General features: G+C 44.8%; 13 protein-coding genes. 2 read left to right on the top strand and 11 right to left on the bottom strand.

Features of this window, described 5'->3' with window-relative positions; genetic code table 11:
• Positions 1–40 precede the first annotated feature (40 nt).
• The 8 genes from hcp to R8269_RS16570 all read right to left on the bottom strand — a co-directional run bounded on the left by hcp (position 41) and on the right by R8269_RS16570 (position 9,190).
• Positions 41–1,702: a hydroxylamine reductase gene (gene hcp / locus R8269_RS16605; protein WP_045626782.1), complete on the bottom strand. Its 1,662-nt coding sequence runs from the start codon at positions 1,700–1,702 to the stop codon at positions 41–43.
• A gap of 174 nt (positions 1,703–1,876) precedes the next feature.
• A complete protein-coding gene (gene norR / locus R8269_RS16600) occupies positions 1,877–3,406 on the bottom strand; it encodes a nitric oxide reductase transcriptional regulator NorR (protein WP_186584335.1) in 1,530 nt (509 codons plus the stop codon).
• Between the two features lie 202 nt (positions 3,407–3,608).
• Entirely contained in the window at positions 3,609–4,088 is a 480-nt protein-coding gene (locus R8269_RS16595; protein WP_005386695.1) for a glycine zipper 2TM domain-containing protein, read from the bottom strand.
• Positions 4,089–4,211: 123 nt separating this feature from the next.
• Positions 4,212–4,823, bottom strand: a complete 612-nt coding sequence (locus tag R8269_RS16590; protein WP_042522015.1) for a CDP-alcohol phosphatidyltransferase family protein — start codon at positions 4,821–4,823, stop codon at positions 4,212–4,214.
• Positions 4,816–5,463: an ATP-binding cassette domain-containing protein gene (locus tag R8269_RS16585; RefSeq protein ID WP_186584333.1), complete on the bottom strand. Its 648-nt coding sequence runs from the start codon at positions 5,461–5,463 to the stop codon at positions 4,816–4,818. The genes R8269_RS16590 and R8269_RS16585 overlap by 8 nt, the downstream gene beginning before the upstream one ends.
• Entirely contained in the window at positions 5,429–7,138 is a 1,710-nt protein-coding gene (locus tag R8269_RS16580; RefSeq protein WP_186584331.1) for an ABC transporter permease, read from the bottom strand. Before R8269_RS16580 ends, R8269_RS16585 begins: the two co-directional genes overlap by 35 nt.
• Before the next feature lie 9 nt (positions 7,139–7,147).
• The gene (locus tag R8269_RS16575; RefSeq protein WP_042522009.1) at positions 7,148–8,308 is read right to left on the bottom strand and encodes an ABC transporter substrate-binding protein; all 1,161 of its coding nucleotides are present in this window, start codon (positions 8,306–8,308) and stop codon (positions 7,148–7,150) included.
• A gap of 435 nt (positions 8,309–8,743) precedes the next feature.
• Positions 8,744–9,190: an META domain-containing protein gene (locus R8269_RS16570; RefSeq protein WP_042522007.1), complete on the bottom strand. Its 447-nt coding sequence runs from the start codon at positions 9,188–9,190 to the stop codon at positions 8,744–8,746.
• 184 nt (positions 9,191–9,374) lie between these two features.
• On the opposite strand from R8269_RS16570, the gene R8269_RS16565 reads away from it, so the two are divergent.
• On the top strand, positions 9,375–9,623 hold the full coding sequence (locus R8269_RS16565; RefSeq protein WP_005378062.1) for a DUF1289 domain-containing protein: 249 nt from the start codon (positions 9,375–9,377) through the stop codon (positions 9,621–9,623).
• A 135-nt stretch (positions 9,624–9,758) separates the two neighbouring features.
• On the opposite strand, the gene R8269_RS16560 is transcribed toward R8269_RS16565, so the two are convergent.
• On the bottom strand, positions 9,759–9,980 hold the full coding sequence (locus tag R8269_RS16560; protein ID WP_005386686.1) for a hypothetical protein: 222 nt from the start codon (positions 9,978–9,980) through the stop codon (positions 9,759–9,761).
• Positions 9,981–10,395: 415 nt separating this feature from the next.
• Positions 10,396–12,084: a bifunctional UDP-sugar hydrolase/5'-nucleotidase UshA gene (gene ushA / locus R8269_RS16555; RefSeq protein WP_042522004.1), complete on the bottom strand. Its 1,689-nt coding sequence runs from the start codon at positions 12,082–12,084 to the stop codon at positions 10,396–10,398.
• A 751-nt stretch (positions 12,085–12,835) separates the two neighbouring features.
• On the opposite strand from ushA, the gene R8269_RS16550 reads away from it, so the two are divergent.
• Positions 12,836–13,351: a GNAT family N-acetyltransferase gene (locus R8269_RS16550; protein WP_033905116.1), complete on the top strand. Its 516-nt coding sequence runs from the start codon at positions 12,836–12,838 to the stop codon at positions 13,349–13,351.
• A 147-nt stretch (positions 13,352–13,498) separates the two neighbouring features.
• On the opposite strand, the gene rplY is transcribed toward R8269_RS16550, so the two are convergent.
• Positions 13,499–13,777: a 50S ribosomal protein L25 gene (gene rplY, locus R8269_RS16545; protein WP_005378066.1), complete on the bottom strand. Its 279-nt coding sequence runs from the start codon at positions 13,775–13,777 to the stop codon at positions 13,499–13,501.
• Positions 13,778–13,898 lie beyond the last annotated feature (121 nt).

The raw sequence follows: 13,898 nt of genomic DNA, 5'->3' as shown, positions 1-13,898 counted from the left end.
AGAGCGCCTCCGCGTAAGGAGGCGCGAACAAGCAAGTTTATTAAGCTGCTAGGATGGCTTTTAGATCATCCTGAACATTGCCAATACTGCGCATATCGAACTTCTCTTGGATGATGGCGATTAGGTTTGGCGTTAGGAATGCCGGTGCAGTAGGGCCTGTGTAAATGCCTTTCACGCCCAATGCAAATAGCGTTAGCAAGATAACGATCGCTTTTTGCTCGAACCAAGAAAGCACAAGCGTGAGTGGTAGTTCATTGATGTCACAGTCAAACTCTTTCGCCAGTGCAAGTGCAAGCTGGATTGCAGAGTAAGCATCGTTACATTGGCCCACATCCAATAGGCGAGGGATGCCGTTGATATCGCCGAACGTATTCTTGTTGAAGCGGAACTTACCACACGCCAAGGTCAGGATTAGCGTGTCTTCTGGCGCTTCAGCCGTAAAATCGGTGTAGTAGCTGCGTTCTGCTTTATCGCCGTCACAGCCGCCGACTAGGAAGAAGTGTTTGATGTTGCCTTGCTTCACTTGGTCGATAACCGCAGGGGCGGCGTTCATCAGTGCATTGCGACCAAAACCAACCGTGATGTGGTGTTCGATTTCATCGTGTTGGAAACCGTCTTGCGCTAGAGCACATTCAATCACTTGGCTAAAATCATCACCTTCGATGTGAGCCACTCCAGGCCAGCCAACAATACTGCGGGTGAATAGACGGTCTGCGTATTGACCCACATTTGGATTCAACAAGCAGTTTGACGTCATTACGATTGCACCAGGGAAGTTTGCGAATTCTTTCTGTTGGTTTTGCCATGCGCTGCCGTAGTTACCGACGAGATGAGGGTATTTCTTCAGCTCAGGGTAGCCGTGTGCAGGCAGCATTTCACCATTAGTGTAAACGTTAATACCTTTGCCTTCAGTCTGTTGCAGGATTTTTTCTAGGTCATGCAAATCATGGCCAGAAACAAGAATACATTTACCTTTTACTGGCTTGACGTTCACCGTGGTTGGTTCTGGATGGCCGAAGGTCGTTGTTTCACCTTGGTCGAGCATTTCCATCACTTTGTAGTTCATCAGGCCAATGCGCATTGAGCAATCAAGTAGTTCGCCAAGATCTTCAGGGTCTGTGCCCAACCACGCCATGATTTCATGGTATTCGGCATAGATATCGTTGTTGGTTTGCTCAAGAACACGTGCGTGCTCCATGTATGCTGCGGCACCCTTAAGGCCGTATAGGCAAAGTAGGCGTAGGCCAATAACATCTTCATGTACTTGGTCCTTACCACGGTTAACCGCGACTTGAGGAGCAAAAGCTAAGATCGCTTCTGCGCTATTTGGTAGCTCAAAGTGAGCAACAGCAGGAATGTCAGCAACTTCGGTATCGGCGAGTGTTGCAGCAGACATTACTTGCTCTTTTAGCAATGCTTTGTACGTTGCCGCTTGAGAAGTTAGCTCTAGGACACGTTCAGGGTCAAAGTTTACGTTCGTCAATGTAGAGAAAAATGCCTTGGGTGCCCATTGGTTGATTTCATCGTTAATGATGTTGAATTCAAGTGCTTTTGATGCCCAAAAAGAAACCCCTTGCAGTGTGTAAACCAACACGTCTTGAAGGTCAGATACTTCAGAAGTTTTACCACACATACCTTGTGCAAAAGAACAACCTTTAACAGCAGGGGTTTGAATTGTCTGTTCACATTGAATACAGAACATATTGGGTTCTCCAGTGATTGTTTTAATAGTCGTGATGTTGACCACTAGAGAGCAGAATGTGTGCCAATTGTTATCTTGTTGATTTGTATTGAATTTTTTCAGATTTAGGAGAGTGGTTGATGTAATTAAGACAACGGGGTTGATGTCTTAATTACATCGGCTTCTTGTGGTTGGTTATTTATTGATCCCGAGCTTTTTACCCATTCGATATAAGTTCCCGCGATCCATTTGCAAAAACTCCGCTGCTTTTGCCCAAACGCCACCAGTTTGGCTTAAAGCATGTTCAATTAAATCACGTTGATAGCTTTCTATCAGTTCTCGCATTGGTTGGCTTTCTTTGGGTAAATAATGCGATGTGTTTTTTACATCACCGAGAGCCAATGAGGTGTCGAAATGGTTAAGCATGATCGTGCTTGCGCCTTGTTGAATGGCGTGCAAAGCCGCGCGCGTTAAAGTATGTTCGAGCTCGCGCACGTTTCCGTACCAAGGTGAAGATTCCAATTGAGTCAACACTTTAGGATGAACGTGCAGATTGGGTGCATTGAATTGTTGGCGTACTTTTTCCAACAAATATCCTGCTAAAACGGGAATATCCCCGTCACGGGCACGCAGTGGGGGGACTTGGATTGGGAACACGTTCAAACGGTGGAAAAGGTCAGCTCGAAACGTGCCAGATTCGACCTCTTTTTCTAATTGTCGATTGGTCGCGGCGATGATGCGCACATTGACCATCAAATGCTGATCGCTACCTACACGTTGCAGCTCGCCTTGCTGAATTACGCGCAGCAATTTTGCTTGCAAAATCAAAGGCAGTTCGCCCACTTCATCAAGGAAAATCGTTCCACCGTCTGCCAGTTCAAACTTACCGGCACGGTGGCTATTAGCACCTGTAAATGCGCCTTTGACATGGCCAAACAGTTCACTCTCAGCCAGACCTTCTGGTAAAGCCGCACAGTTTACGTAAATCATCGGCTTATCGCTACGATGAGATTGCGCGTGTACCGAGTGCGCGACCAGTTCTTTACCAGTACCGGTCTCTCCTGTGATAAGTACTGCGTAATCTGATTGAGCAACGGTCGCAATGTTGTTTCGTAACTGGTTGATCTGTGGACTCAAACCCACCATTTCACCATGTTGAGAACGGGCTTGCTGGATAAGGGTTTGAGTGACGCTTTTTTGCTTCTGGTTTTGCGCTTTGAGCGCTTTTAACTGAGCAATGTTACGCAATGTCGCAGCGGTCAAAGCCGCAAAGGTTTCGATAGCGACAGGATCGATGCCATCAAACGCGCCCACCGTTAGTGCATCCATCGTTAGTGCGCCAACAAGTTGGCCTTCGACATACAAGCTAAAGCCCATGCAATCGTGAACATCAATGCATTGGTCTTCAGTTAATAGTGTGCCGTCGAAAGGATCCGGCAGTGAACAATCGGCATCGAAACGCACCGGTTCACGGCTATGAATAATGGCATCTAAGCGAGGGTGCGCCTTGGGGAAATAGCGACGACCTAAGACCGAGCTGGATAAGCCTTTTACCGCGACAGGAGTTAGAAACCCATCCTCATCGAAGATAAACAGGCAGCTCGCATCACATGGGAATACTTGCGCGACCCCATCAATGAGATTTTGATATTGCTGCTCGTGAGAGCGATTTGAGCTGAGGTTTAGCGCGATATTAAGGAATACGTGGTCAACAGTCGGAGTCATAACAAGCCCAAAGTTATCTGGAATGGGCTCATGCTAGCAACTTGATGTCATTTGAACATCGAAAGGTGTGGGAGATTGATGTTCCATTGACGACGATCAAGTTTGATACGAAAAGAAACGCGCAAGTTAACAAGCCAGTGATGTAAGCTTGCGCGGATTAGGTGTTTGAATTAAAGCAGGCCAAAGGTTTGGTTCGTCCGAATTAACGAGGAACGACTCTGGCGTCATTACCAGAAACATTGATTTGGACCGCTTGGCCTGGTTGGAAAATCATGTTTGGATTTGCTTCTTGAACAATAGAGATAATCTTTCCGTCCTCTAAACGAATGGTCAGATTCACGCCATTTCTTTTCGCGGTTGCTTCAGCCGCTTTGCTGCCTGCATAGCCACCCAATAGACCACCACCAATGGCAGCGATATCCGAGCCAGAACCGCCCCCAACTTTTGAGCCTAAGATCCCGCCCACGGCAGCACCAGCGATGGTGCCAATGGCATTGGATTGGGTAGAGGCATCAATGGTTACGGGTTCTACTTTTTCTACTGTGCCGTAGTAAACCTGCTGAACTTTGCGAGTGTCGGATGAGCCGTATGCATCTCCGTACGGGTTAGGTGAGCTACAGCCGCCAAGCACGAGCGCACAAGTAATGGTGAGCAACATGCCTAAATTGATCTGTTTTTTCATATAGCCTCCGAATGGTTTCTTCATTCAAAGAGTATATACCCCAATTTAACCTGCGTTTTGGTGCTTTATAAAACAGTGGCTTAGCGGCCTGTCCCTTAAGGAAACGCGATTGTCTAAGCAGTATTAATGATCGTTAAGCGTATGAAACCCTGAATAAATACGTGTAAAAGTAGTAAACCAGCATGCCGCGCCAAAGATATACGCGATGACGGCAAAGTGTTGCGGTAGCAAACAAAATAAAACCAAGCAGCCAATGGTTTCTGTACCTTCGGTTAAGCCGCTCATGTAGTAAAGCGATTTGTTTTTATATACCGGATTATCGATGCCTTGTTTTCCTGCCATGATGGCAAAAGCCAAAAAGCTACTACCAGTGCCGATGAAGGAAAAAATCAAAAATGCGCCTGCAACGGCATTGTGCTCTGGGTTGGCAAGCACAAAGCCAAAAGGAATCAACGAATAGAACAAAAAATCTAAGCTGATATCAAGAAAACCACCCGCATCGGTAATGCCTTGAATCCTCGCCAGTGCACCGTCTAACCCATCACAGATTCTGTTCAGCAAAATAAACAGCAACGCCAACAAGTACTGTTCGGTGATCAAAGCCGGCAGGGCAAAACAGCCAAGTACAAAACCAAACACTGTCGTCTGATTTGCAGTGATACCACATTTATCGAGATATTTCGCACTGAGTGCCAGCGGTTTGCGGATGAGCTTTATACTCAGGCTATCAAGCATGATTTGTCTCCCACGGCCAGTTTAGGCAGCGGCTGCCATCAGGAATATCGTCTTCATCGTGCGTTACCATCAAAGTAGGGATGTTCGCTTGCTGCAATTGTTCGACCACCCAATTGCGAAATTGCACGCGCAGGTTTTTATCCAGCTTGCTATAGGGCTCATCAAGTAGCGCAACTTTTGGCTTTGCTAGCAGCATACGAGTCAATGAGATACGGGCACGTTGCCCTCCCGAAATTTGGTCAGGAAAGGACTCTGCTAGTTTGGTCAATGAAATGTTCTTCAGTGCTTGCATAGCGTGAGCTTTACGCTCTTCACCTTTGATTGAGTTTGGTAGCGCGAAGGCAAGGTTCTCCCACACCGTTAAATGAGGGAAGAGCAAATCTTCTTGGAATAGAATACCGACCTGACGCTTATGGGCAGGGAGGGCATCCAACTTTTCGTTATCAAGCGTAATGGATCCAGAGTAGTTGAACTCGGCGGATAGGTGCCCGGCAATGGCATCCAACAAAGTGGATTTACCACAACCGCTAGGCCCCATCAGGGTAACGATTTCACCTTTTTCTACGGTCATGTTGAACGCTGAAAAAAGCGCGTCGCCATTGGTTTTACGGATGGCGAGGTTTTCGAGACAAAGACTCATTCAGTAGTAAACCTTTTATAGACAAGCGGCGATACTTCCTGTGCAAGTGGCTAAGCAGTATCGCAAAAGAAAAGAACAAGAATGGCAGCAGAGCTTGCCAAATGGCGTAAATAGCGGTGACACGTCGGTCAAAACCACTGGATAGTGCAACGGCTTCGGTTGTGATGGTACTAATGCGCCCAGCCCCTAGCACCAATGTTGGTAGGTATTGCGCCAGGCTGACACTAATACCGACAGCCCACGCGAATGCAATTGCAGGCAGGAGGATTGGCAGTTTCACTTTTAACCAAGCTTGCATCGGTGATTTACCCAAGCTGAGTGCGGCGCGAGTTAAGCCGTTATCGAAGCTGCGCCACGGACCGTCTAGCGAGAGGTAAATAAATGGGAACGCAAAGAATATATGCGCCCAACATACCCAAAAGAAATACGCATTACTGTTTAAGTACAGCGTCACTACTTGCATACCGAATAGCACGGATAGCTGAGGAATCAGCATTGGGATGGCGATGATGTAACCGGGCACCTGCCAGCGATAACGGAGACGATACTCATGTGCTATTAAAGCAAGAACTAGCGCGACAGTCGCGCTGATTAGGGCGATTGACATACTTTGTTCTAGAGTCCCTAGAATACTGTGCCATTCGTATTCCCAAAAACGCAGGCTGTAACGGCTTGGGAGCAAATCTGGAAAGCGCCAACGTTGGGCAAAGCTCCACAGCACCATGAGTGGAATCATTAGAAGTGCAAGTAGCGCGACCAGTGAAAATAGGGTTTTACCGGGTAAACGAAACCCGTTTCGACCAGAGTACTGCCAGCGTTTGAAGCCTTTGGTAATACACCATTCCATTAAGCGTGCAAATCCAATCAAAAGGCTTGCGATCGCAAACAGTATTACTGCGCCAGCGGCCGCTCTTGGTAGGAGCGATAAATCTGGATCGTTAAACCATTGCCATACCAAAACCGCAAACGTCGGCGGGTTGGTGGGGCCAATAATCAGGGCGACATCGACAACGGACAAACTGTAAGCCAATACCGCCAGCATTGGAAAGCGCAGTTTTGCTATCCACTGTGGGAACACGCATTTCCACCACACTTGCGCCGAACTGTAGCCCATCGAGTGACTGACTTTTTCAACCTTATCGACTTTCAATTGCTGAAGGATCGGAATACTCATCAACAATAAAAACGGCACTTCTTTAATCGCAAGCATGATGACCAAACCGAGTGCATGTGGGTCTTTAATCAGCAATGCTAAGTCATTCACCGTTTGTGCATTCGGGTCGTAACCAAACAGTTGGTTGAGAACACGAACGCCCATACCAGTTGGGGCAAACAAGAACGCAAAGCCAATTGCAAACGCGACGTGCGGCATAGCGAGAAGTGGGGAAAGGCTAACTTCAATTTTTCGCCAAAACTTGCTGCCCCAAGACGCCTGTAGAATGGCAAACGTGATGAAGCAAGCCAAGTAGCTACTGAAAATGGCGGAGTAGAAAGTAAGCCCGATGGATGTCCAAACACCTTCCCAATCAAAGACGGCATTGAAGCCATCAAAAGAAAAGTGGTGTAGACCGATAGGAGGTACATAACCGAGCGCAGAGACCACCACTCCAAGTAGTCCCGGAATGGTAGGCAAAATACAAACTGCGATAATGACTAAATACAGCGCTCTTAACATGGATTCTTACTAATTCCCGTAGCGTTTCAACCATTCTTTTTCTAACGCCGCTTGCCAACTTGGATGTGGCTCAGCGATAGATTTGAATTGTTGAGTGTTTTTGGCTGAACCAGTTAGGTATTGGTTGCTTAGTACCGAAGGGTCGCCCCAGATGTTTAGGTTACCTTTGCGAGACTGTGCTTCAGGGCTCAATAAAAAGTTTATCGCAACTTGTGCACCAGCACTGGCATTTGCGTTCCAAGGAATCGCTAAAAAGTGGATATTTGAGAGTGCTCCTGCGTCCATTGCGTACGCTTTGGTGCTCTCTGCAAGATTACCGCTCGACTGCGCAGAGAAAACCGCGTTCGGGTTAAAGGTAATCGCCAGGTCAGTCTGACCATCATCTAGTAGCTGAAGGGTTTCTGCTGTACCGCCTGGAAACTGCTTACCACCGCGCCAAGCGACTTTATGGAACTCATCTAGATAAGACCACAGCGGTTGAGTGACTTGCTCAAACGTGTCATCGGTAACTGGTTGTTGCAGCTCAGGGGCGTTGTTAGACAGTTCAATGAGTAATGCTTTGATAAAGCTTGTGCCATGAAACTCTGGTGGTCGAGGGTAAGTCAGGCGATTCGGGAACGCTTTTGCATAGCTCAGCATTTCTGCGAATGATTTTGGAGGGTTATGGAGGGTTTGCTCGTCATGGATAAACACTAATTGTCCTACTCCCCAAGGTGCTTCTAGACCTTCTGTTGGCTCGGAGAAGTCCACATCAATTGGTAGAGATTTATCCACATATTGCCAGCTTGGCAAACCTTCGACAAAAGGACCAAATAGCAATTGGTTGTCCTTCATTGATTTGAAGTTTTCGCCATTGATCCAAACCATATCAACACTGCCACCGCTGTTTTTGCCTGCCGCTTTTTCTGCGATAAGTCGAGTAGTGGTCTCAGAAATATCAGTTACTTTAACGTGGTTTAGCGTCACGTTATAACGTGATTTTAGCTCTCTACTCGCCCACTGTATGTAGCGATTAATTTCTTGGCTTCCGCCCCAAGCATGAAAGTAGACGGATTGCCCGTCGGCTTGTTGTTCGATTTTTTGCCATTCGCTATTCACTGATGAATCGGCAAAAGAAGGTGTCGCAAAAGTCGTGGCTAAAATGCCAATGCTGCTGAGTAGCTTTTTCATATCTATTCCGTGTTATGTCTTTTGGTGCTTGCTTTCGTTTCTATTGACGTTTTCGCAAGTCGTTCCGCTCTGTTACAAGGATAGTAATTCATCTCTCTCTATTATCAATGCCAATCCCAAACGGAATCACTCATTGATTCAAAGAATTACTCTCAATGTGAAGCAAAACGAAGAAAGGACAAATTTGGTGTCATTTTAGGAGCGGACCGTTTGTTTGAGGATATTCTTTCAAGTAATTGAAAATTATTGTCCCCAGAGATATGAATAGGTTGTTTTACAGAGCAAAATTGATGTTTAAAGCATGGAATTGAGGGCGAAAAGAGAAAGAAAGTTGGCCATTTAAATGACTTTGGCATGCATGACTAACGATTCATCGATATAAAAAAAGCAGCCGTTCGGCTGCTTTAAGATACTATCTGGTTTACTTAGTTGGGATTAGTTTACCCAGTCACGTAGTGTAAACGTCAATTCGTGATCGGCACTTTTCAGAACAAGACCATCTGTAGTTAGCGTGATATCGCTCCAGTTAGATAGTGTTTGTGTCATTGCGTTTTCGATCTTCATTTGATCTTCCATACACATCTTCATGGTCATGCCCATTTTTTCGATGCGTAGTTGGTTGTTTTTCAGCTCGGCTTGACCGAAGAAGTTGTTACAACCTGCGTTGCCGTTTGCGGTTAGATTTTCACCGATTTCTAGGCGAGCCGCTTTTTGGTGTTCGTCTAGAACGATATTTTTGCCATCAACTTGAACAAGTTCCCAGTTGTGGTGCTGCAAATCTTGAGCCGTTATTTCTTTCACATCATCACCGTTGCTAGCACAAGCAGTCATAAGAACAGGGAGAGAGATTGCTGTAACTAACGTTTTTAGGCTAAGCTTCATTTTATAGACTCCGTTTTTATAAACGCGGTAAGTATAAGTAATAAAACACTGTTTTTGTCAGCATAAGGTTATGGTTTCGTATGTTTTTGACATAACGAAGCATATAGCAAGTTTTGTTGCTGACTAATCTTCTCATTATTTAAACTAGGCCAATACGCCCTAATATGGAAAGAGCGGTTTTAGTATGGAGCAACTGGAGTTTTTTACTGTCCCAAGCCCTTGTGTTGGAGTATGTACCTCCGATGAAAAAGGGTATTGCAAGGGGTGTATGAGAAAGAGAGAGGAAAGGTTTAATTGGCTTAACTTAACCCCCGCTCAGCAGTTGCACGTTATTAAGTTGTGTCGTCAAAGGTACAGAAGAAAGATGTTGGCAGGGAAGACGAAGCCAGAACAGCTTCAAGATGAGTCATCGCCTCAACAAGACTTATTCTAGAACTCTTGTTCAGTCTGTGGGGTTACGCCTTCGCTTTCGGTTCTGATTAGGCTTTTACATATTCCCGGTCCGGCAAGGTGTCCTTTAAGAACCGGGAATCTCCTATCCATTTTCCCTATAAAGCGGTAATTGGCGTTATTTCATCGACCAACGGTCGCTAACCCAGCCTCCCGCTTGTTCGTCGAAGTGATTTCCTGAAAATCGATGATTGAATTCAACATCTAATTTACTTGTTGGGCGTTCATCCATGAGTTGATGAATGTATCTCGCCATAGGATCCGTACAAGCTTCACGCTCTCTACGGGTAACTACTTCTTTGATCATTTGGAGTCTGTAGCTATTGCTGGCTCGTTTCATTTTTGACCTCCAGAACTCGATGGCAGCAGTTTGAACACATTGACGTCCAGATCGCTGCTCATTAGTGTGCGCGTGGAGGCACATCACCATCGTTTGAAGTCCAAAGACAAATTGTTTGAGAGCAGTGTTTGTAACGCCATTCACATCTTTCTCAGAATCATTGACTGTGCGATTGAAAATGTTTCGCGAAATTTAGCCGATGAACCTGCATATTTAAAAGACCTTATCAAACATAGAAGCCCAACACAGGGGCGTCAATAACACAAATGAACAATTTTTGAACATATTGTGAAGGTGGAGAGTTTTCAGTAATTTATCGAAAATAAAAAACCGAAGCACAAAGCTTCGGTTTTAAGGAAAGCCCTGACGAAATTGCTTGTAAAAGCTCTTAGCGCCAGGGGTAAGGTGTTGAGTATTAGCTACCAGTTGCAGGACAGCCTTTTACTGGTTGGCCATTACTGAAGTATTTGATGTTCTCTAAGTTCTTGTCGTAGTTATCCGCAGAGATTTGTGGGTTGTTTACGAAGAACTCGCGCAAAACGTATGCATCAGTTAGCTGTGTAGATTGAACATCGATGATTGGATAGTTATCGCCACCAGCAGCACTGAAGCTGATTACAGAGAATGTGTACGTTTCGTTTAGATCGAAGCCTTTATTGTTAATATCGGTAATGGTTACTGAGCCAGCATCACAATTTACATCTAAAGTGATGTTATCTAGTTGAGCGTAAGCACCAGACCCTGCAGATTTCGTCGCAACCACGTCTAGGTATTCTTTAACTTCTTTACCTGTCATAGTTGCTTTAGTCACGAAGTTACCAAATGGCTGAACCGTTAGTACGTCACGGTAAGTGATATCACCATCTTGGATTGAATCACGCACGCCGCCAGAGTTCATCACACCAAAGTCAGCATTTACCGTTTTGTAAGTACGGTATGCCTCGCCGAGTAGGTGACCTAGGTTAGTTTGTTGAGAGCGAACTACGTTACGATCACCTTCTAACTTACCCGTCGTATTAGAAATCTTCTCATCTAATAACTCTTGACCTTGTTGTTGGTATGGCAGTAGTAACGCTTTTACTGTTGCATCTTGTTGAATTCGTTCACCGATAACTTCATCGTTTTCGTCTAGAAGGTTTACAGGAATCAGTGCGTAGTTCGCTAAGTGAAGCTTGCCGTCGTAGTATTCGAAGTCAGCACGACCCACATATTTACCCCACTCATGCGCTTGCATAATCCAAGTGCCTTTTTGTTGGTCTGGGGCACAATCATCCCCAGGTTTGAAATCAGCATACTCATTGGTACCTGGTTCCATACATACAGGGTTTTGCGAGTGACCACCGATGATAGCGTTTAGCTGTCCTTCTTCAAGAGAGCGAGCGAGTTTCACGTCACCTGGTGCTTCACTACCGTTTTTACCATCTTCGTAGTGACCCATGTGCGTCGTTGCAAATACTAGGTCTACCTTTTCGTTCTCTTCGATTTCCTTCAGTACCTTTTTGATTTCTACTTGAGGGTCTTCGAAGTGGATGTTTGATACGTTGTCTGGATTGACTAGCTTCGCAGTGTCTTGCGTTGTTAGACCAATAACAGCGATCTTAAGGCCGTTGATAGTAAATACTTTGTAAGGGTCGAAGTAACGCTCGTTTGTATCTTTTTTATAGATATTCGCAGCCAGCATAGGGAAGTCAGCTAGCTCGGCTTGCATATCGAGAATATCTAGTGAGTTATCAAATTCGTGGTTACCGACAGCCATTGCATCGTAACCAAGTAGGTTCATCCCTACGAAGTCTGGAACCGCATCTTGCATGTCTGATTCTGGTACACCGGTATTAATATCACCGCCAGATAGAAGAATGGTTTCACCGCCTTTTGCTTCGACTTCTGCGCGGATAGATTCGATTAAAGTGTGACGCGCAGCCATGCCGTATTCGCCGTCGCTGTTATGCCAAAAGCGACCATGGTTATCGTTAGTGTGGAGAACGGTGAACTTAGTACAAGAATCTGCAGTCTCGCAGGTTACTGGAGAATTGTCGCTGTCTGAGCCGCATCCTGCTAGCGCAGCGCCCACTGCCACTACCAAAAGAGATTTGGAAAACTTCATAAGGGATCCTTTCTTTGTGATTTTGTTATTGTTACGGCGTGAAATATACGGAATTAATGTGAAACTTTAGTGATCTATCTCTTATTTATACTTCTATCGGAGCAATGAATTAATAAGCCTGCAAACTACGTCTATAAATAAACAGAATTGGTATTTAGTATTTATTTTATATAGCTAGCTCTATTTTTTGTGAGGTAGTTAATTGAATGTGTGTTGTTTATGTGAATCAATGCGCATTTTTGCGAAGTATTACGCTGATTTTGGTGATAATTTTGCCAAGTTTATGTTTTCCCTAATAGGTATGACACAAATCGTTATAAATTTTCGCTCTAATGATGAGGGGTTCGGTTTGTATGCATAATGAACAGCACAGAACTTAAACTCATTTGATCATGGCTTTATTCTGCCTAACTCTATCAAAAATTGTATTTACCTCTTTACTATAATTGCGATCGTTTAGAAACCTTATGCTTTAGGCATCGTTTATTTATCCTCATCCGATACCTTATCGTGCTTATTCCGCATTTGACACTTGAGTGTTTAAACAAATAGATTCAACCTAATGAGTCAAAATGAAAAGTAAATAATGGATCGTTCTTCTTCGAATATTATGATGTGAACTATCATTTAATTAATGAAAATGAAATGGATTAATGTAAAGCGTTGCGACTGTAGCTGTAATCTTTGAGCTTTGGTTTAAAGGGTAGGGTTAAAAGAATTTGTAAATGGTTAACGCTAATAAAGGATGCTTATGAGATACACAGTAAGGGACGCACTCAAAAAGGAGGTAGCCCAAATCGCCAAGATACACGTTGATTCTTGGCAGGTGGCGTATAAAGGATTAATGCCAAAGAGCTACATAGAGCAGTTTACGATTGAGCGTCGAGAAAGGATGTGGGCGCGAGTGATGACGGAGCAACTGGCCCAATTGATCGTAGTTGAGAGGCAAGGAGAAATTGTTGGCTTTTTAAGTTACGAGTTACCTAACCACACCAGCGAAGATAAAACGGCATTAGTGACATGTTGCTACGTTACGCCGCTACATTATGGGCAAGGAGCAGGAAGTGCACTGTTAGATGAGTTAGAGACACGTTTGCTCTCTACGTCAGTTATGCAGATCAGTTTGAAAGCACTGGATACTAATCAACAGGGGCTTAACTTTTACAAGAAGTGTGGTTTTGTGCGTACTGGAGAGGAAGAGTCGGAAGTGATTGAGAGTATGACGCTGACCGATCTCACTTTAGTGAAGTATATTGCCCGTTCATAAATCAAATGCTATATGCCAAATATAGTAAAACCCCGGAGGTGGTAAGACTCCGGGGTTTTGAAATTTTGTAGATGTCTCGGTTGGTAAGTCCGATTATCTTTTATGCAAAAGGTTTGGATTTAATCCGATTAATTCCTTGGTAGGGAATTAGATACGGATGAAGTCCATGTGTTCAACTTTTGGCTTGAACGCGTGACGTTGAACGTCTTGTGGCTTAACTTTAACTTCTTTGCCATCGATAACTAGAACGATGCCTTCGTAGAATTCAGGCTTGTCCATTTGGTTTACGATGTCGTCGTGGTTAAGAACGATAGCTACTGCTGCTTCTTCACCGCCGTATACAACTGCAGGGAATTTGCCAGCGTGACGTAGGCGGCGGCTCGCACCTTTACCTAGTTCAGTACGTACTACTGCTTCGAATTTCATAGTATTTACTCTCAAATTAGTAAAAATCAAATGTTCACAATCAACAATGCGACCTTGTTGTTCGTGGTAAAGCTTGAAACAGGAACTGTTCAAGCGAGCGCGGATACTATCATTCCACTTA

The organism is Vibrio sp. Vb0667, assembly GCF_033391095.1.
This window is presented reverse-complemented; position numbering and strand designations above follow the sequence as displayed.

What these genes read in the sequence shown, in the direction of transcription:
- hcp (WP_045626782.1), bottom strand. Translation starts at nt 1,702, where the DNA reads ATGTTCTGTATTCAATGTGAACAGACAATTCAAACCCCTGCTGTTAAA.
- norR (WP_186584335.1), bottom strand. Translation starts at nt 3,406, where the DNA reads ATGACTCCGACTGTTGACCACGTATTCCTTAATATCGCGCTAAACCTC.
- R8269_RS16595 (WP_005386695.1), bottom strand. Translation starts at nt 4,088, where the DNA reads ATGAAAAAACAGATCAATTTAGGCATGTTGCTCACCATTACTTGTGCG.
- R8269_RS16590 (WP_042522015.1), bottom strand. Translation starts at nt 4,823, where the DNA reads ATGCTTGATAGCCTGAGTATAAAGCTCATCCGCAAACCGCTGGCACTC.
- R8269_RS16585 (WP_186584333.1), bottom strand. Translation starts at nt 5,463, where the DNA reads ATGAGTCTTTGTCTCGAAAACCTCGCCATCCGTAAAACCAATGGCGAC.
- R8269_RS16580 (WP_186584331.1), bottom strand. Translation starts at nt 7,138, where the DNA reads ATGTTAAGAGCGCTGTATTTAGTCATTATCGCAGTTTGTATTTTGCCT.
- R8269_RS16575 (WP_042522009.1), bottom strand. Translation starts at nt 8,308, where the DNA reads ATGAAAAAGCTACTCAGCAGCATTGGCATTTTAGCCACGACTTTTGCG.
- R8269_RS16570 (WP_042522007.1), bottom strand. Translation starts at nt 9,190, where the DNA reads ATGAAGCTTAGCCTAAAAACGTTAGTTACAGCAATCTCTCTCCCTGTT.
- R8269_RS16565 (WP_005378062.1), top strand. Translation starts at nt 9,375, where the DNA reads ATGGAGCAACTGGAGTTTTTTACTGTCCCAAGCCCTTGTGTTGGAGTA.
- R8269_RS16560 (WP_005386686.1), bottom strand. Translation starts at nt 9,980, where the DNA reads ATGAAACGAGCCAGCAATAGCTACAGACTCCAAATGATCAAAGAAGTA.
- ushA (WP_042522004.1), bottom strand. Translation starts at nt 12,084, where the DNA reads ATGAAGTTTTCCAAATCTCTTTTGGTAGTGGCAGTGGGCGCTGCGCTA.
- R8269_RS16550 (WP_033905116.1), top strand. Translation starts at nt 12,836, where the DNA reads ATGAGATACACAGTAAGGGACGCACTCAAAAAGGAGGTAGCCCAAATC.
- rplY (WP_005378066.1), bottom strand. Translation starts at nt 13,777, where the DNA reads ATGAAATTCGAAGCAGTAGTACGTACTGAACTAGGTAAAGGTGCGAGC.